This is a genomic window from Rhizobium laguerreae (assembly GCF_002008165.1).
Lineage (GTDB): Bacteria > Pseudomonadota > Alphaproteobacteria > Rhizobiales > Rhizobiaceae > Rhizobium > Rhizobium laguerreae.
This window is the reverse complement of record NZ_MRDM01000030.1, coordinates 451,831-472,945: the sequence shown is the minus strand read 5'-3', so window position 1 is coordinate 472,945 and position 21,115 is coordinate 451,831. Positions and strand designations below refer to the sequence as shown.

Here is a 21,115-nt window from a genome sequence, read left to right as displayed (position 1 = left end):
GAAAATAGTCACGTTAGACAGACTTCAACCGTTGCTCGGTTTTTGCGTCGAACAGATGCAGTTTACTGAGATCCGGCGCAATGACGATCCGGTCGCCGGCGCGGAGATCAAGGCGCTCTCTTACCGTCGCAACAAGATGATCCTCACCAAACTTCGTGGTGACCTGGATCTCAGCACCGGTGGGCTCGACGAGAACGACCTCAACGGCAACGGGACCTTGTCCGATTGTGAGATGCTCAGGGCGAATGCCGTAGATAAGCTGTGCACCGCGTTCCAATGACGCTGCTTCGGGTAGTGGCAGCCTACCTCCGCCGTCCGCGATCAACTCCAGCGGCCCTGAAGTGCTGACCTGGCCTCGAATAAGGTTCATCGCCGGCGAACCGATGAAGCCCGCAACGAAGAGGTTTGCCGGCCGGTCGTAGAGATCGAGTGGCGAGCCTATCTGCTCGACGAAGCCGTCCCGCATCACAACAATCCGATCGGCCATCGTCATGGCCTCGATCTGATCGTGGGTGACGTAAATGGTCGTTGTCTTCAGTCGCTGGTGCAGTTGCTTGATTTCCGAACGCATCTGCACACGCAGCTTCGCGTCCAGGTTCGACAATGGTTCGTCAAACAGAAAGACCTGCGGATTTCTAACGATGGCACGGCCCATCGCCACACGTTGACGTTGGCCACCCGACAGGTTTTTCGGATATCTATCGAGCAGATGCCCTAGCCCCAGAATTTCAGCGGCCTCCCGAACACGTTGCCTGGTCTGTTCCTTTGGGGCTTTCGCCAGCTTCAGCGAAAAACCCATATTCGCCTCGACTGTCAGATGGGGGTAGAGCGCGTAGGATTGGAAAACCATCGCGATATCGCGTTCTTTTGGCGCGACATTGTTCACGACCTTGCTGCCGATCGATATCCGGCCAGCTGAAATCTCTTCGAGGCCGGCGATCATCCGCAACAATGTCGACTTCCCGCACCCGGAGGGACCGACCAGGATTACGAATTCGCCGTCTTGGATATTAATATCCACCCCATGCAGAACTTCGAAGTGACCGTAGCTCTTGCGGGCATTCGCCACACTTACTGACGCCATAACTTTCTCCGGCTGAATGTTGGTATCTTCGGATGCAGCCGCTCGTTGGACACGGCTGTCGATTGCTCATTGGATTGCCGTGGCGGCTGAATAAGGCGCCAGTACCGCGTCGATCGCAGCAAGGCAGAGTTCGCGGGCCTTCGGAGCGACCCGCTTTGACACCACGTCGGAATAGAGTCGGCCGAGATATTGGCTGATCAGAGTTTCGGGAATTTCATCGGGGAGCCGGCTGAACAATTCGCCGACCGCGGCGGATGCGCGAGGATCCGGCCAGTAATAGCGAATTCGATCACTATAGCTGAAATGCCGTTGCAGTCGCTCCTCATCGGGACTTCCGCCATAGTGGGCCGCCCAGCTTGCCGGTTGCTCGACCATGATCTTTTCCATGGTCGTCACCAGTCCGGTTCGCGGGTTCCCCCCGGCAAGCACGTCAGCGATCGCATCGAGACCGTAGAGCGCTTCGCGCAGCGCGAAAGTCAGCCCCGGTCCGACCTTGAGGATTGCAAAGCCGCCGTCGACGAGAGCAGACAAGGCTTCGGCCGGCTGGTAGTCGGTGGAATGTGCTTCGAAAACCAAGCCCGGCATGTCGTCCAGCGAACGAATGAGGCTCTTGGCTCGTTCAGGCTTGTAGAGCGCCACGTCCGCGTTGCCAAATTCCACGCCCGGTTGAACCACGATTCCAATGACCCGCTCCATCGCCGACGCCAAACCTGCTTCGGCAAACGACGCCCGGTGTACCGCCAGCGTTTTCGTCGCCGCACCGGCCCGGGTAATTTCGATGTCTTCAAGTGCGTGCGTTGCACCACCTGGAGGCGGCACCTCGGTTCCGATGATATAGACCGGCGGACGGCGGCCTGAACGACGAGCGGCCTCCTCAGCGGCCTTTGCCAATCGAGCGGCCCGCGCCGCGGTCAATTCGTCATCGAGCGCCGCTGGTTCACCGGCACAGCCCATCGACGTATCCAGGTGAATCTTTTCAAATCCTGCCTCGACATAGGCCGTCACCATAGCCTCGGCGCGCAGCATTGCCTCCTTGGCCGCCAATTTTCTCCATGGGTTGGGACCGAGGTGATCGCCTCCCAGGATGATGCGTTCGGCTGGAAAATCAGTCGCTGCGGCGATGTCCTCGATGAAACGGCGAAAGTCCGCCGGCGTCATCGCGGTATAGCCGCCCTCCTGATTGACCTGATTGCAGGTGGCTTCGATGAGGACCGCCCGGTGCTCCATGCCGGCGCGCCGAAGCGCGGCCTCGATGACCAGCGGATGCGCCGAGCAGACCGAAGTGACGCCATGGGGAAAAGGCAGGTTTCGGGCACCGAAAAGCTTTCGGAGCGCGGTCTGCCGGTTCTCTTCGATCGACGTCATGCGAGCGTTACAACCTTCGTCAGGTGACGGGGAGAGACCGTGTCGATTTGCCGAGCCTGCGCGGCGCGTTCGCCGAGGACCTGCAGCGCCGGAAGGACAACGAGGCCCGCAAGCGACAGATCGACATCGACGGCGAGTTCCAGATCGCCTGGACCACCCACACCGATGACGACCGCGCCTTTTTCTCTCAGTTCTCCCACCAGTTTCGTCTCCGCCTCCCTCTGGTCGGAGCTGTACAGCATGACCGCAACCGTCTTTGCGTCAACGAGGCTGATCGGCCCATGACGGTATTCCAGCGGGTGGAAGGCCTGGGTCATGATCTGGCTCATTTCCATGAGCTTGAGCGCTCCCTCCAGGGCGATGCCGAAGAGCGGCCCGCCACCGAGAAAGACGAAGTGCGACCGGTCGGCGATAATTCCAGGAAGCGCCGCATCGAGAGCGCTCGCGAGCTGGCGGGCGGAATTCACCACAGAGGCAGGAACCTTCTGCCCGATCATCTGCAAACCGAGAAGGACCATGAGGCTAGCCGATACCGTCATGACGATACCTTCGTCCGGATGGGTTTCGGCCGCGATCATCCGATCGCAATTTTTCGCGAGAGAGCTTTCCGGTTCGACGGTTATCGCCGTCACGAAGGCGCCGGCGGCGCGGCTTGCCTTTGCCGCGGCGACTGTCTCCGTCGTCTCGCCGCTTCGGGAAAGCGCAACGACGTGTGTGTTGCGCCACTCCGGCCAGAAAGCCGAGGGCCGGTTTTGCCATTCCGCACCAGGGACCGCGATTGCCTTGCGTCCGGCCATATTGGCATAGGCTGCCAGCGAGAGTGCAAGATTGAAGGAGGTGCCGCAACCGACGAAGACGAGCAGCTCCGCGCGGTCGTCGGCAGAATTCAATTCAATGGCCTTCTCCCAATAGGGAAATTGCTCGAAAATAACCTTTTCGGTCGTGCTCATGAAGTCTCCGATTATTTGACGGAACCGGCCAACAGGCCGCTGACGAGGTAACGGTTGAGAAAAATGACGACGAGGGCGGGGATGACGATCGCGATCGAGCCACTCGCTGTGATGAGGCCGTAGTCGATGAAGTTCTTCGTTACGAATTCCGGAATCAGAACCGTTAGCGGCTTCGTCGCCTGCGGCGAAAAAATGAGCGGTACGAGATACTGCCCCCAGGCACCCAGAAACGTGAGGATTGCCGCTGCCGTCAGACCCGGTCCGGCCAGCGGCAGGACGATGTTGAAGAAGATGTAGAGCCGGCCCGCTCCGTCGAGTTGCGCCGCCTCTTCCAGTGCGATCGGAAGAGCTTCGAACACGCTCCGCAACAGCCAGAGCGACAGAGGCAGGAAGGCCGAGACATAGATCAGCGAAACACCCACATAGGTATCGACGAGATGCAGCTTGATCATGATCTGATAGAGCGGGATCAAGACAGCGTAGGCGGGAATGGCCAGCGTCGCGACAACGGCGACAAAAAGCGCTTTCCGGCCGGGAAACTGAAGCCTGGTGAACGCGTAAGCCCCCAGAGAGGATATCGCGACGCAAAGCAGCGTGGCAGCGATTGAAGTCACCACGCTGTTGAGCAATGCGGCCCGGAACTGTTTGAACACCTCCACACCCCCGATCCGCGCAATATTGATGCCGAGCAGCCGGGAGTAGTGATCGAGCGTAAAGTGCTGCGGGAAGAAGTTGATCGGCCGGGTCGAAAAGTCTTCGCTGGGCGTAACCGAACTCGCAATGGTCCAGTAGATCGGCCCAAGAGACCAGATCAACAGGACGACGACACCGGCCCAAATCATCATTCGATAGGCAATAGTAGATCTCATCAGTCGAACCGTGTGTTGCGATAGACACGAAGGACGTAGACCAGCGAAATCAGCAGAGACACGAGAGTGATCACGACCGAAAGCGCCATGCCATACGAGAAGCGGAGATTCTGGAAGGTTTCGAGGTAGATCTGGACGAGCACCGGTCGGGTCTCGAGGCTGGCGCCCGCCAGAACCCAGGCCTCGTCGAAGAGATTGAAAGCGTTCACGGTTGCGTTCGTCATGGCAACAGCGATCGCGCTGCGAACCAGCGGCAGGGTTACCCATCCGAACATCTGAACGCGCGTGGCCCCATCGATCCGCGCAGCCTCATAGAGATGAACAGGGATACTCTGCATCGCCGCAAGAACGATGACGATCGTCAAAGGCATCATGCGCCAGACATGGACGATCGTTACGGCGACGATTGCGCTGGTACGATCGTTGAACCAGACGTGATTTTCGAAGGGGAGCCCGAGCGCTGAAAGAATGCCGTTCAACAGACCCGCGCCCGGTTGATAAATCCAAAGCCAAATGACCGAATTCACAACGCCGGGCAGCGCCCAGGGCAAGATCACCGCAGCGAGAACCCATTGCCGCCCGACCTTGATCTGATTGATGAGAGCGGCTGCAAGAACGCCGAACACGGTTTCGGCGGCGACAGCCAGAACAACATACATGAGCGTGTTGCTCCAGGCCGTCGCGAGCTGGCCATCCGACAGCATTCGGCTGTAGTTCTCAAGACCGACGAATGGCGTGCCGGCCTGCATGGGGTTGACCCTGTGCAGGCTGTCCCAGACGGTTCTTCCCATGGGGTAGAAGACCAAAGCTGCCATCGTGATAACGATGGGCGACACCAACAGCAAGCCGAGCGTGGCGTCGGCGTTGAAGCCGACCCCACGTTTGCTCGTGGCCCCTTCGGACGCCAAAGCTGTCATTGCGCCATCGCCTGCTTGGCGGCGGAAGCGATAGCCTCCATCGCCTGGTCGACGCTCATCTGTCCCTTGGCAGCGCTGTTGATCGCCGTGTTTACGCCGCTGGAAAATTGCGGATACCAAGGCGGCGTGCCTTGCGGGAACAGCGGCTCAACCGTCTTCGACTGCGCCACGAGAGCGTCGCCGCTGTTCAGCTTTCCGGATTCGTTCAGTTCGGAAAGCGCCGACGTGCGTGTCGGCAGGAAGCCGTTCACGGCATTCTTCTTCTGGAAGTCCTTGCTGGTGAACCATTTGACGAAAGCGATCGCCGCCTCCTTGTTGGCAGAGACGTTTGGAATAGCCAGCGCTTCCGGAAGGCCGAAACTGCGCGTTTCACCGCTTGCCGTCGGCACGAGGATCGCCTCTACCTGGCCGGCGACTTTCGACTGCTTGGGATCGTTCATCTGGCCAAGACGACCGGGCTCACCGGAGATCATGATGCTGGTGATGCCCTGCGCGAACATGCTCTCATTGATCTGGCTGTCCTTCAGGCCGGTAGACGCCGGATCGACCAGCCCTTCCTTGAGGAGCATCAATTCGAAAGCAAGCGCCTTGTAACCAGCCGAATCCGGCGAGGTGAAGAGCGGATTGAAGTCCTTGTCGAAGAGTTCGCCACCGAAGGCCTTGGTCAGCAGGTACCAGCTCGTTGACGCGCCTTCCGTTGCTGAAACCGGCAGGCCAATCGGATATTCGACAATGCCTTTTTCCTTGATCTTCTTGGCGGCAGTGACCAGGGCGTCCAATGTTTTCGGCATCTCGGTGATGCCCGCATCCGTGAAATGCTTCTTGTTGACGAGCATCACCCGGAAGTCGTTGGTGTAGGGAATTCCCAATAATTTGCCGTCAACCGTGAAGATCTTGGCAACGCCGATATCTTTCACCGTATCGGCGTCGATCACGTCGTTGAGCGGCATATACCAACCGGCCGCGCTGAACTGACCGGTCCAGGACCAATCGAATTCGGTCACATCCGCTGGCGCTGTACCGGCAACCAAGGCTGTCACCAGCTTCGGGCGGATGTCGTCCCACGACAGGGTCTGCAGGTCGACGTGAATGCCGGTTTCGGCTTCGAAGTCAGAGGCGATGTTCGGTCCCTGCGGCGATGGCATGAGCACCGTGATCGACTGACCGGCAAGCGGCTTGGCGTCCTGGCCAAGAGCCGGTGCGGCGATTGCCAAGGCCGCCGATGCAAGTAGAGGCAAGATCAATTTATGCATGTTCCCATCCTTCATTATTCTTGAGCTCAATTACTGGGATGCGTAGTCACCGCCTTTGGCCGTGGCCACGATTTGCCCGAACCAGCCGTCGTCTAACGGCCAGTCGAGAAGTTGGGCGGCAGCCAGGAGCGCGCCGCCAATGGGGGGAAGTTTCGGCAAAGCCGGAGGCCTGCCAATTCGCCGTTCAAGCGCCTCCAAAAGCAGCCGGCTCGAAAAAGTACCGCCGGCATAGGTCCAGTCGGCATCCGGATCACAATGGCCGGCAATTGCCGCATGATGCTTCGCCAGTTCATCGGCCGCCTGCTCGATCAACCCGACCGCCCCTTTATCGCCGCCAAGTGCGACCTGATCGACGAGGGTCGAAATTGCTGCAATGTCCGCCCGTGGGTTTGCCAGGGAGCTGGCCCAATCGCCGAGCCCATTCATGGGATTGCTCAAGTCGATGCGAAGGTGGTCAAACAGGGCCTTCGCGAGAGCTGTTGCCGAAGCACGCCCATCCAAGCTTTGGCTGACGAGATTGAGCGCCCTCTGCCCGATCCAATGGCTGCTGCCCTCGTCACCGATGAGATCTCCCCAGCCGCCGGTGCGCGCCGATCGGCCTTCGGAGTTACGCGCCCATGCCATTGAACCCGTGCCGGAAAGAATGAGGATACCCGGCTCGCCCGCAAAAGCACCGAGGTGCGCCGCGTCCACATCGTTGAGGACGCGCCGGTGGACGTTTGGGAACAGCCGCTCGATCGCATCGCGCTGTAGAGCCGACAGGCGCTCAACCTCGCCGTAGGCGGGCAGCGCTGCGGCGACGGCCGCCAGATTTCCTTCATCGCGAAAGGGAAGGAGATGCTGCTCCAGCTCATGGAGCCAATTCGGATTGTCCATGGGATTGACGCCATGGCCGCGGGAACGCCGCAATATCCGGCCACGCTTGTCCGCGAGGGCAACCAGCACCTTGCTTCCGCCACCATCGATGCCGAGGATCAGCGCGTCGCTCACTCTTTCGCCCTCAGATCCGCGATCGTTGCGTCGACGCCGAAGTTGACGAGCTCGTCACGCCAATGCCGCGAAAGCCCGGAATCGGTAATGACTTTCGCGGTGTCCAGCGGTGCGACCTTGTAGGTCGCGGTGGTTCCGAATTTCGAGGAATCGGCCAGAACGAAACGATTGGCCGACCGAGCCAGCATGCGCCGGTTAAGGCTCGCCTCCGCACTGTCCACGCTGTAGATCGCGCCGTCGGAGCTGATGGCGCTGGCGCCAAGAAAGAGCTGGTCGAACCATAATGTTTCCAGCATTGCCTCCGCCTGAGGTCCGACGAGCGACGCATTTTCGCTACGCAGCTGACCGCCGAGAAGCACCACCTCCAAATTCGGAATATTCAGGAATTCCTGCGCTACCGTCAGGCCGTTGGTGAATATCCTGAGCGGCATGGGGTTGATGCGAACGAGGCGCGCAAGCTGCAGGACGGTGGTTCCCGCGTCGAGAAAGATCGCCGTACGCGGATGAAGCAAGCCATAGGCCGCGGTGGCAATCGCCCGTTTGGCCGATAGATGGCGCTTTTCGCGCTCCTGAAATGCAACCTCAACCGACGATCCTTCGGCAATGCGCGCTCCACCATGCACGCGATCAATGGCGCCTTCCTGCTCAAGGATCTGCAGGTCTCTACGAACCGTGGCAAGCGATGCTCCGATCGCATCGGCAAGCGCCTGAATGGTCGAAAAGCCGTTCGCGTAGAGGTGGCTGCGAATGGCATCCAATCGATCGACCTTCACTCCAACTGCCTGGCTCAACGAAAACCTCCCTCACGGCCGATCCCAATTTCGATCATGGTTTCATTTCAAATGATCAGTGTCAATCAATTTTCTGACGTTTTGTGATTTATTGGATGATGGCTGGAATGAAAAAAACGCGCCGTGAATTCACGGCGCGTCTAAACGAATGCCATACGCTTGTGGCTGGCTTATCCACGGGATCTCACTGATATCTCGGCAGCAAATCGCCGTGTGCGACGATCAGGTCGTCGACAAGGTTCCAGATTTGGTCTGGCGACAGTTCCGCAGACGTATGCGGATCGAGCAGAGCGGCCTGGTAGATGCGCTCGCGGTTTTTTGTAAGAGCCGCCTCGACCGTCAACTGTTGAACCGAAACGCTCAGGTTCATGACGGCGGAAAGCTGAGAAGGGATCCGACCGACCCGGACCGGCTGAATTCCATTTCTGTCGACATGGCAAGGCACTTCCACGATGCATTCATCGGGCAGATTCTCGATCAGGCCGTTGTTTGGGACATTGCCGTATATCAGCGCCGGGTTGCCAGTTACCGCGGCATGAATGATGCCGGCCGCGTATTCGTTGCTGCGGCACACCTCGATCGGCTTATCGCCTTCCAGTTCCTTGCGCAGGGCATGCCACTCTTTGATCTGCACCTCGCAGCGCCGGATGTATTCGTCCAACGGAATATTGAGCTGATCGATCAGGTCCCCTCGTCCCTCCTTGATGTACCAGGAGGTATACTCGGAGAAATGCTCGCTGGATTCGGTGACGAAGTGGCCGAGCCGTTTGAGAACATCGAACCGCACCCGATCGTCCGGCGGAACGCGGCCATCGGCGGCGAGAGCGTTCAGTCTCGGATAAAGATCTTCCCGCCGTCCGTCGCTATGAATTTTCTCATATTTCAGGAAGAAGGCGACGTGGTTGATCCCAGCCGAAACATAGTTCACGTCGGCAATGTCCTCGCCGAGGCATTGGGCGAGATGCCCGGCTGTGTGCTGCACACTGTGACACAAGCCGACGGTGCGGATTTCCGGGGCCAGATCCTTGATCGCCCAGCAGTTGATGGCCATCGGGTTGACGTACTGCATCAGAAGAGCCTGCGGGCAGACCTCCTGCATGTCTCGGCAGATCGCCTCAAGGACTGGTATCGTCCGCAAACCGCGGAAAATGCCGCCGATGCCAAGGGTGTCGGCGATCGTCTGACGCAAGCCATATTTTTTTGGAATGTCGAAGTCCGTGACGGTCGCCGGTTTGTAGCCACCGACCTGCATCATGAGGATCACGAAATCGGAACCGCGCAGCGCTTCCCGCCGGTCGAGCGTGGCGTCGATCCTGACGTTTGAAAGCTTAAGCGACTCGCAGATCCGGCGAGCGACGATCTCTGATGTCTTCAGTCGCTCTGGATCGACGTCGAAGAGGCTGATGACGTAGTCGCCGCCTCTCTGCGAGGACAGGACGTCTCCCAGAATGTTCTGTGCAAAAACGGTGCTACCAGCGCCTACCAGGCAAATCTTCGGCATTGCAATCTCCCTATCGGTTGTGATTGCTTAGTGCTCCTTCTAGGTCAGAATTTCCTCCCGGCATCGGCCTATTAATTCCGGAATTCGAGTCTTGGACGCATGAAACATACCCAAAGCCGCGGCGAATGGATTGGATCCCGAGGGGAGTTCCTGGTCGAGCGTCACATCGCTGATGCGATGGCAGCACCGCATTGGCACGACCACGTTGAATTAAACCTGCTGATGGCAGGCCAGATGACTTACCTTTTTAATGGAAGGCGGGAACAGGTTGAGGCCGGCCGCCTGGTTCTATTCTGGGCCGCGATTCCCCATCAGACGATCGCTGTTGCCGAAAACGCGCCGCTCGTATGCCTCTATCTTCCCCTTGTCGATTTTCTGGGTCTGCCGGTGGACAGAAAGGCAAGGCAGTCGATCATGCAGGGGAGATTTCTGTCGCAGGGAAATCGGGAAGCGATGGATGCTTTGACCCTCCCACGATGGGAAAAGGAATGGCAGCGCGGCAGTGCGGCAAGACGGAAACTGGTCGTGGAGGAAGCACGACTGCGAATACGACGTCTGATCCTGGACAATGCTGAAAGCGGCAATTCGCCAACCCATGTCTCTCCGACATCGTTGGCCGGCCAGGCAGTGCGCCACGTCGAGCTGCTGATCGACCTCATCAATTCCCGCTACGCGGATCCAGTAAGCGTAGCCGATCTCGCCAAGCTTGCGGGAATGCATCCAAGCACCGCCAACAGCGCTTTCCGAAAGGTTCTGGGAATATCAGTCAACGAATACCTGACCCGACATCGGATTGCCCGGGCGATGCAGCTGCTGACGGACACGGACGATCCGGTCCTCCAGATCGGTTTTGACTGCGGATTTGGTTCCAGCAGTCGCTTTTACGAGATTTTCAAGGAGCGAACGGGTACGACCCCCCGTCATTTCCGGGAAGCGGTGAACTCCAAGAATACTCCAGCGCCTTAATGAGATTCCAACAGACGGGGTTCGTGATGGCTCTGGGTGCCTACTTATTTCGGCTCACTACCTGAGCAGATGCGTGCGGCTTGCGCTTCGACCTCACGCGGATCAAGCGTCGCCGTTTGGTCCCGGCGATAGAACTCGGCGGAAATCACCGCCAGGCATCGATCAAAATCGGAGGGGCGGATGAGGATCGCGCCACCAACGATGATCGCGGAAAGCAAGATCGCCCCTGCCAGCAGAATATCACTTCTGATCATGTTCCCCCAGTGCGACCGCCGTACGGCTTTAGTGGAGCGTGCCGCTGATCACCATTTTTGACACGAATGCGGAAAGAAGCTGGCTATCGAAATGGCCCGGCGAATTCATCATCATGTTGATCGCCTCTGCTTGCGAGAAGGCGCGCTTATACGGCCTGATTGTGGTCAGCGCTTCGTAAACGTCACAAATCGCCGCAAGCCGGGCTACGTAAGGGATCTTCTTTCCGGCGAGCCGGCCAGGATAGCCCGAGCCATCGAATTTTTCGTGGTGGTAGCGACAAATGTCGAGCACCGGCTTCGGGATATGCGCGACATGGGAAACCAGCTCATATCCCCGCTGAGGATGCCCGCGGACAAGATCCATTTCCTCGGCCGTCAGCTTGCCGGGTTTCGTCAAAATCTCGTCCGGCAGCGCCATTTTTCCAAGATCGTGAACCAGTCCGCCGAGTCCCAGGACCCGCACATCCTCTTCTCCATGACCGAGGCTGCGCCCTAGGGTGATCATCAATGCGCTAACCGCCAGCGAGTGGAGAAACGTCAGTTCATCTTTTTCCTTCAGCTTTGCGACTGCGATAAGCGCGCCGGCATTGTCGAAGGCTGCCGACATGATCCGCTCCACAGCTGCGCTTGCCGCATCACTGGCGAAAGAGGCTTTGATCCTGGCGTGGGCAAGCATTTGACGGATCTGCGGTCTCGTATCCTCGACGCATTCCCTCGCCTGCTTGATATCCTTTGCCGAAAACACGGCACGAAGCTGGGCTTCAAACGCAGTCCGGTCGATGTCCTGTGCCCCGCCCGGGTCGACATCCGCGCCTTTTCCGACGTCGATAACAACCGTCATCAGGCGGTTTGCCATCAAACTCTCGACCTGACCGGCGGCCGAGATCAGGAACGGCTTGAACCGGCGTGTCCTGTCTTCTCCCTCGATTTCGACGTCCTCGACATACATTCCTACCCGCAATTGGCTGACATGTATCCGTTTTCGCATCTCTGATCCGTTCAAAATAATCTTGGTACTCAAGCGTTGTCTCAGCTATCCGGGGCTGGCCCGAGCGCGAAAACCTCGCTCAGGCTATCGGGCTCCGGCACGGGTCTTGTCTTGGTTGAGCCGTTGTCCATGCTGCTCTAAAATGGCCGCGGCAACCGTTCGATCGACTGCTTTCGAAAACAGATAGCCCTGCCCGAGCTTGCAGCCGAGCTGGCTCAATTGAACAGCTTGGGGTTCTGTTTCAATGCCTTCTGCGACGACCCGGATCCCCAGCTTGTGAGCTATTCCGATCAGGCCCTCAACGATGAAGGTCCCAGCGTCGCCCGGCACCATGCGGTCGATGAAGGACTTGTCGATCTTGATGATGTCGACCGGCACCGTCAGCAGATGGGTCAAAGACGCGTAGCCCGTGCCGAAGTCGTCGAGGGCAACCCGCAAACCCCTGGACCGAAGAGCCTTTATCTCGTCCGCTACGACATAGTCCCGTTGTCCGAGATAAACCGATTCCGTCACTTCGAGGATGATATGCTTGAGAGGAACCTCCGCTTCCCCGAAAATTCGGCACAGCCTGTCTTGCAGATTGCCGCCACGAAAATCTGCGGCGGACAGGTTGATGCCGACATGCTGGAGAGGAAGGCCCCGGGCGAGCCAGCTGCGGATGTCTCTCGCAACCCTCAGCAACATCCGTTGGGTCAGCTCAGCAGCAATATGCGCGTCTTTTGTCGCCTCATGGAAATGCGCTGCGGCTATGATTTCGCCTGAAGGCGTGGTCATTCGACACAAGGCTTCGAAACCGACAATTTCCCGCGTATCAAGGCGCAAGATCGGTTGGTAATGCGCGTCGATCCTATCGTCTTCCAGGGCGACGCCCACGTCCCGAACCGCCCTGAAGCGTCTGGTCAGGGCGGTGCCCAGGCCGGGATAGTGTTGCACGTATCGACCGCGGTTGTGTTCTTTCGCATGATAGAGCGCCACATCGGCGTTCTGGCGGATCTGGTCAGGGTTTGTTTCGGTCTCTGCCAACGCACCGCCAATCGTCGCGGCGGGAAAGACGACATGACCGTCGCACGTTGAAGGAGAAGACAGCGCTTTGAGGATGTCGGAGGCCCTCGCACTCAGATCAAGGTCTTTGTCGTCCGACACAATGACAGCAAACTCATCTCCGCCAAGCCTAAAGGTGTTTTTGGCGCCTGCTGCCGTAGCGACTCGGTCTGCAACCACTTGAATCAATGCGTCGCCGGCTGCGTGCCCGAACGTGTCGTTCACGAGTTTCAAGTTGTCGATGTCAACAAGCAAGATGCCCCAGGCGCGGCGGGATCGAGGCAGATCTTCGGCGAGAAGCTGGTTGAAACGAGCGCGATTAGACAGTCCCGTCATGGCGTCGCTATATGTCAGTCGCTGACGTTCCATCACCCGTTCTTCGCGATCGATGGCGATTGTGCAGAGATGGACACAAGCTTCGACGAGGTCTCGTTCGACGGCCTTCGGACCGCCGTGTTCTCGATAGTAGAAGGCAAAGGTGCCGATCACCCGCTCGCCACGCTTGATCGGGCTGGACCAGCAGGCCTTAAACCCCAGCGGAAGGACCAGGGACTTGAAGTCCTGCCAACGAGGATCGGTCTCGATATCGGTGACAACGACCGCTTCTCCGAAATAGGCGGCAGCGCCACAGGAGCCCGCAAGAGGACCGGCTTCAAGATTGTCGACAGCCGCTGAATAGTCAGGCGGAAGGGAGGGGCCAGCAAGTGTGTGAAGACGACTCCCATCAAACGTCAGCACCGAAGCGATGATTCCAGGAACGGCGGCCTCAACCCTGAGGCAAAGTTGCTCGATCGTTGCTGCCAGCGGTTCCCCTTTGGCAATCATTTCCAGAATGGCATTCTGCAACTGAAGGATCATGACGTTACTTCCCGGAAGGAGACCCTGCCTACCAAACCGACTTTCAAATCAGGTTACGCCGTTGATTAGATTTTGATCGAATAGACACACTCGCGAGCCATCAACGGCCGAGCCCCGAAGCGGAGTTAGAAAGTCCAGACCAGAGGCAGGGTCGATCGGCTCACGCGGGCCTTGAATAATCGATCGTGGGACTCATCTCCTTTTGCTCGTGGAACAGACGTTCCGGGCTGAATGGGTGTGATGCCCGGATTGGCGCATGCCTGGCGCATAATCGCCTCTGATTGGCAGGGCTTGATACCCTGTTCCACGATGCCGTGCCGTTTGAGGCAGACGTCCTCGACCGTCGGCTTGCTTCATTCAAATGTCACAGGGTGCAGAACATGACGAAAGTTCCAACTATCGCCCGTATCTGGCGCGGTCGCACGAAGCCGGAATTTGCTGATGAATACGAAGCTTACAATCGCGCTGAGGGAGTTCCGCCGCTACAAAAGACGGCACTCGGCGTCCAATTGCTGCGCGAAGATCGAAAGGATGAAACATGGTTCACGACGATCTCCTACTGGGCCGACATGGAATCGATGACGGCGTTTACGAAAGGTGATCCAGAGCAGGTTCATCATCTGGCGCGAGATGCAGAACTGCTGTGCGAACTTCCTGAGCGTATCCAGATACACAAGATAGTGGTTCCGCCAAACCTGCGTTGAGCGTTCCTAGCTGTCTCCTACAGCTCCCGCGCTTTTCCCGGCTAGAGATGATCGTTCCAAAACGTTTTGGCTTGACTCCCAAAACGTTTTGGAGAATGTTTTTCTCACTTCGGGAGGAAGGTCTTGGCCAATCTCAAACAACTCGCGCAATCGCTGGGACTGTCGATCACCACGGTGTCGCGTGCGCTCGACGGTTATGCCGATGTGTCGGCCACCACGCGCGAGCGGGTTCGCGAGGCTGCCGACAAGGTCGGCTACCGGCCGAATGCTTCGGCCCGCCGCCTCCGCAAGCAGCGAGCCGAGCTCGTTGCCGTCACGCTGCCGAGCGATCCCGGCCATATCGGCCCTCCGCATTTCCTCGATATGTTGTCCGGCTGCGCCGAACATCTTGCTGCTGCCGGCCTCAATCTGGTGATTGCACCGGTGCCGCGCGGCGAGAGCGAACTCGACATCTGCCGCCGCTTCGTCGATGGCCGCCGCGTCGATGCCATGCTTCTCGTCCGCACCAAGCGGAAGGACGAGCGCGTCGAATTCCTGCAGTCGCGCGGCATTCCCTTCGTCACCAACGGCCGCACCGAAAGCCTGGCGCCCCATCCCTATATCGATGGCGACGGCTTTGCCGGCTTCCGGGCCGCGACCTTGCGCTTCCATGCTGCCGGCCACCGCCGCATCGGCCATATCGCCGGCCCGCAGGAATATTACTTCGCACATGACCGCTGCCGCGGCTGGCGGGCGGCGATGGAGGAATGCGGCCTGGCCACCGACCTCTGCGCCGAAGGCGCGCCGCTGGAACAGGGCGGTTATCTCGCAGCACTCGAACTTCTGCGCCAACCGTCGCGTCCGACCGCCCTCGTCTGCGCCACCGACGAAATGGCGATCGGGGCGCTTCGGGCGCTGCGCGAGGTCGATGGCGGCAACCAGATCAGCATTGTCGGCCATGACGACCTGCCGATGGGCGCCTTCACCAGCCCGCCGCTCTCGACGATGCGTATGACCGGCGAACACCTCGGCGCAAGCTTCGCCTCGCTGCTGCTGCGTGCCATTGCCGGCGAAACCGCCGAAGAACTCCAGGAACTTCATGCGATCGAATTTGTCGATCGCGACAGCCATCGCCGTCCGCTTAGAGCGGCATAGACAGCAGTGCATCTCAAACAAAGAACAATGAAGGAGGAGAAGATGAAACATATCATGTCATTTGGAATTCTGGCTTCCACCGTGCTGGCCTTCGCCTCACCGGTGCTTGCCCAGACGGTTTTCGTGTCCACCCAGCTTCGTCCGATCGAGGAGGCGACCGTCGTCCGCGAAGAACTCCTGAAGGACGTCGGCCCGGTCGATTACGTGGTCGAGGAGCCGCCGCAGTTTGCCGTCCGCATGGAGGCCGAACGCCAGGCTGGCAAGCACACCGTCAGCCTCGTCGGTGCGCTCCATGGCGAGCTTTCGCCGCTCGCCGACAAGGACACGCTCGAACCGCTCGACGATCTCGCAAAGAAGCTGGCAGCGAGCGGCATGCCGCAGTCGCTGCTCGACCTCGGCAAGCTCGGCAAGTCGACCCAGCAATATATCCCGTGGATGCAGGCGACCTATGTGATGGCTGCCAAGAAGGAAGCCCTGCAATACCTGCCTGCCGGCGCCGACGTGAACGCGCTGAACTACGATCAGCTGATCGAGTGGGGCAAGAACATGCAGGAAGCGACGGGCCAGCCGCAGATCGGTTTCCCGGCCGGCCCGAAGGGGCTGATGGCGCGTTACTTCCAGGGCTATTTCTATCCGTCGTTCACCGGAGGCGTCGTGCGCACTTTCCAGAGTGCCGACGCGGCTGCCGGCTGGGAGAAGCTGAAGGCGCTGTGGGCCTATGTGACACCGAACTCCACCAGCTACGACTTCATGCAGGAGCCGCTGGCCGCCGGCGAAGTCATGGTCGCCTGGGATCATATCGCCCGCCTGAAGAATGCCATTTCCGCAGCACCTGACGATTATGTCGTCTTCCCCGCCCCCGCCGGTCCCAAGGGTCGCGGCTACATGCCAGTCGTTGCCGGTCTCGCCATTCCGAAGGGTGCGCCCGACAAGGCCGGTGCAGAAAAAATCATCGAACACCTCTCCATGCCGGAGACGCAGCTCCTGACCGCCTCCAAGGTCGGCTTCTTCCCGACCCTGAACGTCAAGCTGCCGCCGGATCTCGATGCCGGCGTCGCCCTGCTCGCCGGTGCGGTCACCGCCACCCAGGCTTCCAAGGACGCGGTCATCTCGCTGCTCCCGGTCGGTCTCGGCGACAAGGGCGGCGAGTTCAACAAGGTCTACATGGATAGTTTCCAGCGCATCGTGCTGCAGAACGAGCCCGTTGCAGACGTGCTGAAGACCCAAGGCGCGACGATGGCCAAGCTGATGACCGACACGAAGGCTGCCTGCTGGGCGCCCGATGCCAAGAGCGATGGCCCCTGCCCGGTTCAATAAATCCGCTTAGCAAGCGTCCGGGCGGAATGCCCGGGCGCTCTTTCAACCCTCTGCTCGTCTAGGCCGGAGCCGATGACCAACAGCCGACCCTGGATCCCTTATCTGCTGATCCTGCCATCCGTCGCCTTCCTGGCGCTGTTGTTCGTCGTGCCTCTGGTACAGACGATCTGGCTGGCGGTTTCGGACAATGGCGCGCCATCGCTCGCAAATGCCGAGCGCATGGTCACCGACATCAATTTCACCCGCTCGGTGAAGAACACCTTCCTGCTGACGATCGCGGTCGTGCCGGTGCAGATCGCCATTGCGCTGGCCATGGGCACGATGGTCGCCAAGGTCGGCCGTGGGCGGGAGACGATCCTGTGGATCTGGACGATTCCGCTCGGCATTTCCGATCTCGCCGCCGGTCTCGTCTGGCTGTCGATCCTGCAGAACACCGGCTATCTGAATTCGCTGCTCTTCGGCCTCGGCATCATCGGCAGGCAGGCAAGCTGGCTCTCCTACCAGACGCCGGTCGCGCTCTTCCTCGCGATTGCGGTTGCCGAAATCTGGCGCGGCACGGCAATCGTCATGGTCATCATCGTCGCCGGTCTCAATCAGGTGCCGAAGGAGTTCAAAGAAGCCGCCGAAATCTTCGGGGCTGGCCCGTGGACGCGCTTCTGGCGCATCACCCTGCCGCTGGTCCGCCCGGCCCTGCAATCGGCGTTGATCCTGCGCACCGTGCTCGCCTTCGAGGTCTTCGCGGTGGTCTATGCGCTCGGCGGACGCAACTTCCCGGTTCTCGTCGGCGAGGCCTATAACTGGCAGAACCAGAACCAGAATTACAGCGTCGCCGCCGCCTATGCGGTGCTGATCATGATCATCTCGCTTGCCGCCACGCTTATCTATCTGAAAGCCTTAAAGGTCGATCCGGAGCGCCTGCCATGACCACGGATACCGTCAACACGGCTGCGGACTACGCCGCCGGCTTCGTCTCCTCGCGGCGCTGGCTGCTGTGGAGCGGCATCGCCGCACTCTGCGCCTGGGTGCTGGTGCCGATCTATCTGGTCGCGCTCGGCGCGCTTGGCGGCCGCCAGGGCGTCTATATCTGGCCGAAGACCGGCCTTCCCACGGGCATATCGCTCGAGCCCTTCATTCTCTTCCTGAAGACCGAAGGCGTCGTCCAGTCCTTCCTGAATTCGCTGGGGGCAGCCGGCATCACGGTGGGGCTTTCGATCCTGCTCGGCGCGCCGGCAGGTTATGCGCTCGCCCGCTATGATTTCCGCGGCAAGGACAGCTACCGCCTCCTGGTGTTGCTGACCCGCGCCTTCCCGCTGGCGATCCTGGCACTGCCGCTGACGGTCTCCTTCATCCGGCTCGGCCTCTACGATACGATCCTCGGCGTCGGCCTTATTCATACGGTCCTCGCCCTGCCTTTCGCCGCACTCGTTACGCAGGGCATTTTCCTCGGCGTGCCGAAGGAGTTGGAGGAAGCCGCCTGGGTGTTTGGCTGCACCCGCATCCAGGCCTTCTTCAAGGTGGTGGCGCCACTCGCTCTGCCCGGCATCGTCGCGACCGCGGTCTTTGCCTTCGTCATCTCCTGGAACGAGGTTTTTGCCGCCTCGGTGCTGACGGTGCGCAATCGCACGCTGACCGCCTACCTGCTGACCGTGCTTTCGGAAAGCCCGATGCATTACCGCTTTGCCGGGGGCCTGATGCTCATCCTTCCCTCGGTTGTCTTCATCTTCGCGGTCAGGCGCTACCTCTTCGCGATCTGGGGCATTTCCTCCAAATAACGGGACCATCGATATGGCCAATATTGTCATCGACCGCATCCGCAAGAGCTTCGGAGCCTTCCAGGCGCTGAAAGAGGTCTCGCTGACGATCAACGACGGCGAATTCGTCTCGCTGCTCGGTCCGTCCGGCTGTGGCAAGACCACGCTGCTGCGCATCATCGCCGGCCTCGAGACGGCAACATCGGGAGATGTCCGTATCGGCGACAAGTCGGTGATCGGCCTGGCACCCCGGGATCGCGGGCTTGCGATGGTCTTCCAGAACTATGCCGTCTTTCCGCATATGACGGTCTACGAAAACGTCGCCTTCGGGCTGCGGATGCAGAAGGCCGACGACGCACGCGTGAAGGCGCAGGTCGAGAAGGCCGCCGGCCTCCTGCATATCGAGCAATATCTCGACCGCTACCCGAACAAGCTTTCCGGCGGCCAGCGCCAGCGCGTTGCGGTCGCTCGCGCCCTTGCCGTCGAACCGAAGGTTCTGCTGATGGACGAGCCGCTTTCCAATCTCGACGCGCTGCTCCGTCTCGAAATGCGCACCGAGCTTAAGACCGTGCTGCAATCGGCAGGCACCACGACGATCTATGTCACCCACGACCAGACGGAGGCCATGGGCCTTTCCGATCGCATCGCCGTCATGCATGGCGGCGTGGTCGAGCAGGTCGGCCATCCGGTCGAGATCTACAATCACCCGGCGACACGTTTCGTCGGCGGCTTCATCGGCAACCCGCCGATGAACTTCATCAAGGTGCCGGTGACGAACAGCCAGGTGGCGGCAGGCGCCGAACGGCTTGCAGCGCCTCAAGGGTCCGGCAGTGAAATAATCCTCGGCCTGCGCGGCGAGGCGGTCGAACTCGCGCCGTTGCCGCAGGGTCTCGAAATGCGGGTTCGCGTTGCCGAACCGATGGGCTCGCACCTGCTTCTGACCGGCTCGATCCACGACCAGCCGGTGCGCGTCATCCTGCCGGCCTCGGAAACGGTGAAGAGCGGCGACACGATCGGCCTGAGGCTCGACCAGAAGCGCATTACCTGGCTTTCGCCTGAAAGCGGCAAGTCCTTTCCGGCCGTGCTGGCCTAAGAATACCGGAGCATCCAGAATGAACACGCATATCGACCAGGCGAAGCGCATCCTCGCTGTGAACGATCGCGGCGGCTATACCGTGCCGACCGACCGGCTCTACCCTTTCCAGTGGAACTGGGATTCCGCTTTTGTCGCCATGGGCTTTGCGCTCTACGATACCGGCCGCGCCTATCGCGAACTGGAGCGGCTGGTCGAGGGCCAGTGGGCGGATGGAATGATCCCGCATATCGTCTTCCACGCGCCAAGCGAAACCTATTTCCCGGGGCCGGATGTCTGGCGCACGAAGCACACGATCCCGACCTCCGGCATAACCCAGCCGCCGGTCTTCGCGATCGCACTGCGCAAGCTGCATGAGGTCGCCGGCAAGGAGGACGAGACGCGCACCCTGCCCCTCTACGAGGCGGCGCTGAAATGGCACCGCTGGTGGTATTCCGCCCGCGACCCTGAAGGCACGGGGCTCGTAGCACTCCTTCACCCCTGGGAAAGCGGCAGCGACAATTCTCCCGCCTGGGACATCGCGCTTGCCCGCGTGCCCGTCACAACCGACACGCCTGTCGTGCGCAAGGACACCGGCCATGTCGATGCCGGCATGCGCCCGCGCGACGAGGATTACCGCCGCTTCATCCATCTCGTCGATACCTATGCCGCCTGCGGCTGGGAGCCGGCGAGGCAATGGGAAAAGGCGCCCTTCAAGGTCGCCGAAATCCAGACGACCGCGATCCTGCTCAAGGCGGGCGAGGACCTTGAGCACCTTGCCCGCCTGTTCGGCCGGACCGAAGACGCGATCGAGGTCGCTGCCTTCAACAACCGCACTCGCAAGGCGATGATGGCCCAATGGCGGCCGGGCCTCGCCCGCTTCGTCTCGCGAGACCTGATCTCCGGCGAAGATGTCGAAGCCGCAACGCAAGCCGGTTTCATCCCCCTCCTCTCGCTGGACCTCGACAAGCAGGTTGCCGACGCCCTGATCTCGGAAATGAAAGCCTGGTCCAAGGATCTCAAGGTTGCCTTCCCCACGACCAAACCCGGCATCGCCAGCTGGGAGCCGAAGCGCTACTGGCGCGGCCCCGCCTGGGCGATCATCAACTGGCTGCTGATCGACGGACTCAGGCGCAATGGCCATGCGGATGTGGCCGAAGACCTGCGGAAATCGACCGTCACAGCGATCGAAACGGAAGGTTTCGCCGAATATTTCGATCCGGTCACCGGCGAAGGTTGCGGCGGCCTCGGCTTTTCTTGGACGGCTGCAGCCTATCTGTGGCTTGAGCGTGGCAGAGTGCTCGCCTGAG

The 21,115-nt window shown here is 60.0% G+C and carries 20 protein-coding genes; 8 read left to right on the top strand and 12 right to left on the bottom strand.

Translation table 11 applies throughout. The features are described from left to right. Positions 1-13: 13 nt before the first annotated feature. The 9 genes from BS630_RS32155 to melA form a co-directional block, all read right to left on the bottom strand. Positions 14-1,084: an ABC transporter ATP-binding protein gene (locus BS630_RS32155; protein ID WP_077980672.1), complete on the bottom strand. Its 1,071-nt coding sequence runs from the start codon at positions 1,082-1,084 to the stop codon at positions 14-16. A 66-nt stretch (positions 1,085-1,150) separates the two neighbouring features. Next, positions 1,151-2,449, bottom strand: coding sequence for a D-tagatose-bisphosphate aldolase, class II, non-catalytic subunit (locus BS630_RS32150; protein WP_077980671.1), 1,299 nt, complete (start codon positions 2,447-2,449; stop codon positions 1,151-1,153). Beyond that, positions 2,446-3,399 carry an SIS domain-containing protein gene (locus tag BS630_RS32145; RefSeq protein WP_017956466.1) on the bottom strand — a complete coding sequence of 318 codons (954 nt, stop codon included), beginning with the start codon at positions 3,397-3,399 and terminating at the stop codon, positions 2,446-2,448. Before BS630_RS32145 ends, BS630_RS32150 begins: the two co-directional genes overlap by 4 nt. 11 nt (positions 3,400-3,410) lie before the next feature. Next, the gene (locus BS630_RS32140; protein ID WP_020485889.1) at positions 3,411-4,244 is read right to left on the bottom strand and encodes a carbohydrate ABC transporter permease; all 834 of its coding nucleotides are present in this window, start codon (positions 4,242-4,244) and stop codon (positions 3,411-3,413) included. 23 nt (positions 4,245-4,267) lie between these two features. Further along, entirely contained in the window at positions 4,268-5,185 is a 918-nt protein-coding gene (locus BS630_RS32135; protein WP_017956464.1) for a carbohydrate ABC transporter permease, read from the bottom strand. Then, a complete protein-coding gene (locus tag BS630_RS32130; RefSeq protein ID WP_077980670.1) occupies positions 5,182-6,438 on the bottom strand; it encodes an ABC transporter substrate-binding protein in 1,257 nt (418 codons plus the stop codon). The genes BS630_RS32135 and BS630_RS32130 overlap by 4 nt, the downstream gene beginning before the upstream one ends. A gap of 30 nt (positions 6,439-6,468) precedes the next feature. Then, complete coding sequence (locus tag BS630_RS32125; protein ID WP_077980669.1) at positions 6,469-7,428, bottom strand: N-acetylglucosamine kinase; 960 nt, start codon at positions 7,426-7,428, stop codon at positions 6,469-6,471. Next, positions 7,425-8,219 (bottom strand): DeoR/GlpR family DNA-binding transcription regulator, encoded by a 795-nt coding sequence (locus BS630_RS32120; RefSeq protein WP_077980668.1) that lies wholly within the window; start codon positions 8,217-8,219, stop codon positions 7,425-7,427. Before BS630_RS32120 ends, BS630_RS32125 begins: the two co-directional genes overlap by 4 nt. A gap of 184 nt (positions 8,220-8,403) precedes the next feature. Beyond that, on the bottom strand, positions 8,404-9,720 hold the full coding sequence (gene melA / locus BS630_RS32115) for an alpha-glucosidase/alpha-galactosidase (protein ID WP_077980667.1): 1,317 nt from the start codon (positions 9,718-9,720) through the stop codon (positions 8,404-8,406). A 99-nt stretch (positions 9,721-9,819) separates the two neighbouring features. Between melA and BS630_RS32110 the strand changes: the two genes are divergently transcribed. After that, a complete protein-coding gene (locus tag BS630_RS32110) occupies positions 9,820-10,686 on the top strand; it encodes a helix-turn-helix domain-containing protein (protein WP_077980666.1) in 867 nt (288 codons plus the stop codon). A 44-nt stretch (positions 10,687-10,730) separates the two neighbouring features. Here the strand turns inward: BS630_RS32110 and BS630_RS32105 are convergent, their stop codons facing one another. From BS630_RS32105 to BS630_RS32095, 3 genes are all read right to left on the bottom strand, one after another. Continuing rightward, positions 10,731-10,904 carry a hypothetical protein gene (locus BS630_RS32105; RefSeq protein ID WP_245310586.1) on the bottom strand — a complete coding sequence of 58 codons (174 nt, stop codon included), beginning with the start codon at positions 10,902-10,904 and terminating at the stop codon, positions 10,731-10,733. Positions 10,905-10,968: 64 nt separating this feature from the next. Continuing rightward, a complete protein-coding gene (locus BS630_RS32100; protein WP_170269202.1) occupies positions 10,969-11,928 on the bottom strand; it encodes an HD-GYP domain-containing protein in 960 nt (319 codons plus the stop codon). Positions 11,929-12,012: 84 nt separating this feature from the next. After that, positions 12,013-13,827, bottom strand: coding sequence for a putative bifunctional diguanylate cyclase/phosphodiesterase (locus BS630_RS32095; RefSeq protein ID WP_077980663.1), 1,815 nt, complete (start codon positions 13,825-13,827; stop codon positions 12,013-12,015). A 380-nt stretch (positions 13,828-14,207) separates the two neighbouring features. On the opposite strand from BS630_RS32095, the gene BS630_RS32090 reads away from it, so the two are divergent. The 7 genes from BS630_RS32090 (at position 14,208) to BS630_RS32060 (ending at position 21,114) form a co-directional block, all read left to right on the top strand. Further along, complete coding sequence (locus tag BS630_RS32090; protein WP_025397412.1) at positions 14,208-14,531, top strand: antibiotic biosynthesis monooxygenase family protein; 324 nt, start codon at positions 14,208-14,210, stop codon at positions 14,529-14,531. 123 nt (positions 14,532-14,654) lie between these two features. After that, the gene (locus BS630_RS32085; protein ID WP_077980662.1) at positions 14,655-15,665 is read left to right on the top strand and encodes a LacI family DNA-binding transcriptional regulator; all 1,011 of its coding nucleotides are present in this window, start codon (positions 14,655-14,657) and stop codon (positions 15,663-15,665) included. 42 nt (positions 15,666-15,707) lie between these two features. Beyond that, positions 15,708-16,982: an ABC transporter substrate-binding protein gene (locus tag BS630_RS32080; protein ID WP_077980661.1), complete on the top strand. Its 1,275-nt coding sequence runs from the start codon at positions 15,708-15,710 to the stop codon at positions 16,980-16,982. 72 nt (positions 16,983-17,054) lie between these two features. After that, positions 17,055-17,906, top strand: coding sequence for a carbohydrate ABC transporter permease (locus BS630_RS32075; RefSeq protein ID WP_077980660.1), 852 nt, complete (start codon positions 17,055-17,057; stop codon positions 17,904-17,906). Beyond that, entirely contained in the window at positions 17,903-18,754 is an 852-nt protein-coding gene (locus tag BS630_RS32070) for a carbohydrate ABC transporter permease (protein ID WP_077980659.1), read from the top strand. Before BS630_RS32075 ends, BS630_RS32070 begins: the two co-directional genes overlap by 4 nt. Before the next feature lie 13 nt (positions 18,755-18,767). Next, a complete protein-coding gene (locus tag BS630_RS32065) occupies positions 18,768-19,826 on the top strand; it encodes an ABC transporter ATP-binding protein (protein ID WP_077980658.1) in 1,059 nt (352 codons plus the stop codon). A gap of 19 nt (positions 19,827-19,845) precedes the next feature. Then, positions 19,846-21,114 carry an MGH1-like glycoside hydrolase domain-containing protein gene (locus BS630_RS32060; protein ID WP_077980657.1) on the top strand — a complete coding sequence of 423 codons (1,269 nt, stop codon included), beginning with the start codon at positions 19,846-19,848 and terminating at the stop codon, positions 21,112-21,114. The last annotated feature ends 1 nt before the right edge of the window (position 21,115 follow it).

Bases quoted from the DNA above. Each gene is read 5' to 3' on its own strand.
- BS630_RS32150 (WP_077980671.1), bottom strand. From the start codon at position 2,449: ATGACGTCGATCGAAGAGAACCGGCAGACCGCGCTCCGAAAGCTTTTC.
- BS630_RS32060 (WP_077980657.1), top strand. From the start codon at position 19,846: ATGAACACGCATATCGACCAGGCGAAGCGCATCCTCGCTGTGAACGAT.
- BS630_RS32080 (WP_077980661.1), top strand. From the start codon at position 15,708: ATGAAACATATCATGTCATTTGGAATTCTGGCTTCCACCGTGCTGGCC.
- BS630_RS32110 (WP_077980666.1), top strand. From the start codon at position 9,820: ATGAAACATACCCAAAGCCGCGGCGAATGGATTGGATCCCGAGGGGAG.
- BS630_RS32100 (WP_170269202.1), bottom strand. From the start codon at position 11,928: ATGCGAAAACGGATACATGTCAGCCAATTGCGGGTAGGAATGTATGTC.
- BS630_RS32090 (WP_025397412.1), top strand. From the start codon at position 14,208: ATGACGAAAGTTCCAACTATCGCCCGTATCTGGCGCGGTCGCACGAAG.
- BS630_RS32070 (WP_077980659.1), top strand. From the start codon at position 17,903: ATGACCACGGATACCGTCAACACGGCTGCGGACTACGCCGCCGGCTTC.
- BS630_RS32065 (WP_077980658.1), top strand. From the start codon at position 18,768: ATGGCCAATATTGTCATCGACCGCATCCGCAAGAGCTTCGGAGCCTTC.
- BS630_RS32135 (WP_017956464.1), bottom strand. From the start codon at position 5,185: ATGACAGCTTTGGCGTCCGAAGGGGCCACGAGCAAACGTGGGGTCGGC.
- BS630_RS32095 (WP_077980663.1), bottom strand. From the start codon at position 13,827: ATGATCCTTCAGTTGCAGAATGCCATTCTGGAAATGATTGCCAAAGGG.
- BS630_RS32075 (WP_077980660.1), top strand. From the start codon at position 17,055: ATGACCAACAGCCGACCCTGGATCCCTTATCTGCTGATCCTGCCATCC.
- BS630_RS32145 (WP_017956466.1), bottom strand. From the start codon at position 3,399: ATGAGCACGACCGAAAAGGTTATTTTCGAGCAATTTCCCTATTGGGAG.
- melA (WP_077980667.1), bottom strand. From the start codon at position 9,720: ATGCCGAAGATTTGCCTGGTAGGCGCTGGTAGCACCGTTTTTGCACAG.
- BS630_RS32140 (WP_020485889.1), bottom strand. From the start codon at position 4,244: ATGATGATTTGGGCCGGTGTCGTCGTCCTGTTGATCTGGTCTCTTGGG.
- BS630_RS32130 (WP_077980670.1), bottom strand. From the start codon at position 6,438: ATGCATAAATTGATCTTGCCTCTACTTGCATCGGCGGCCTTGGCAATC.
- BS630_RS32155 (WP_077980672.1), bottom strand. From the start codon at position 1,084: ATGGCGTCAGTAAGTGTGGCGAATGCCCGCAAGAGCTACGGTCACTTC.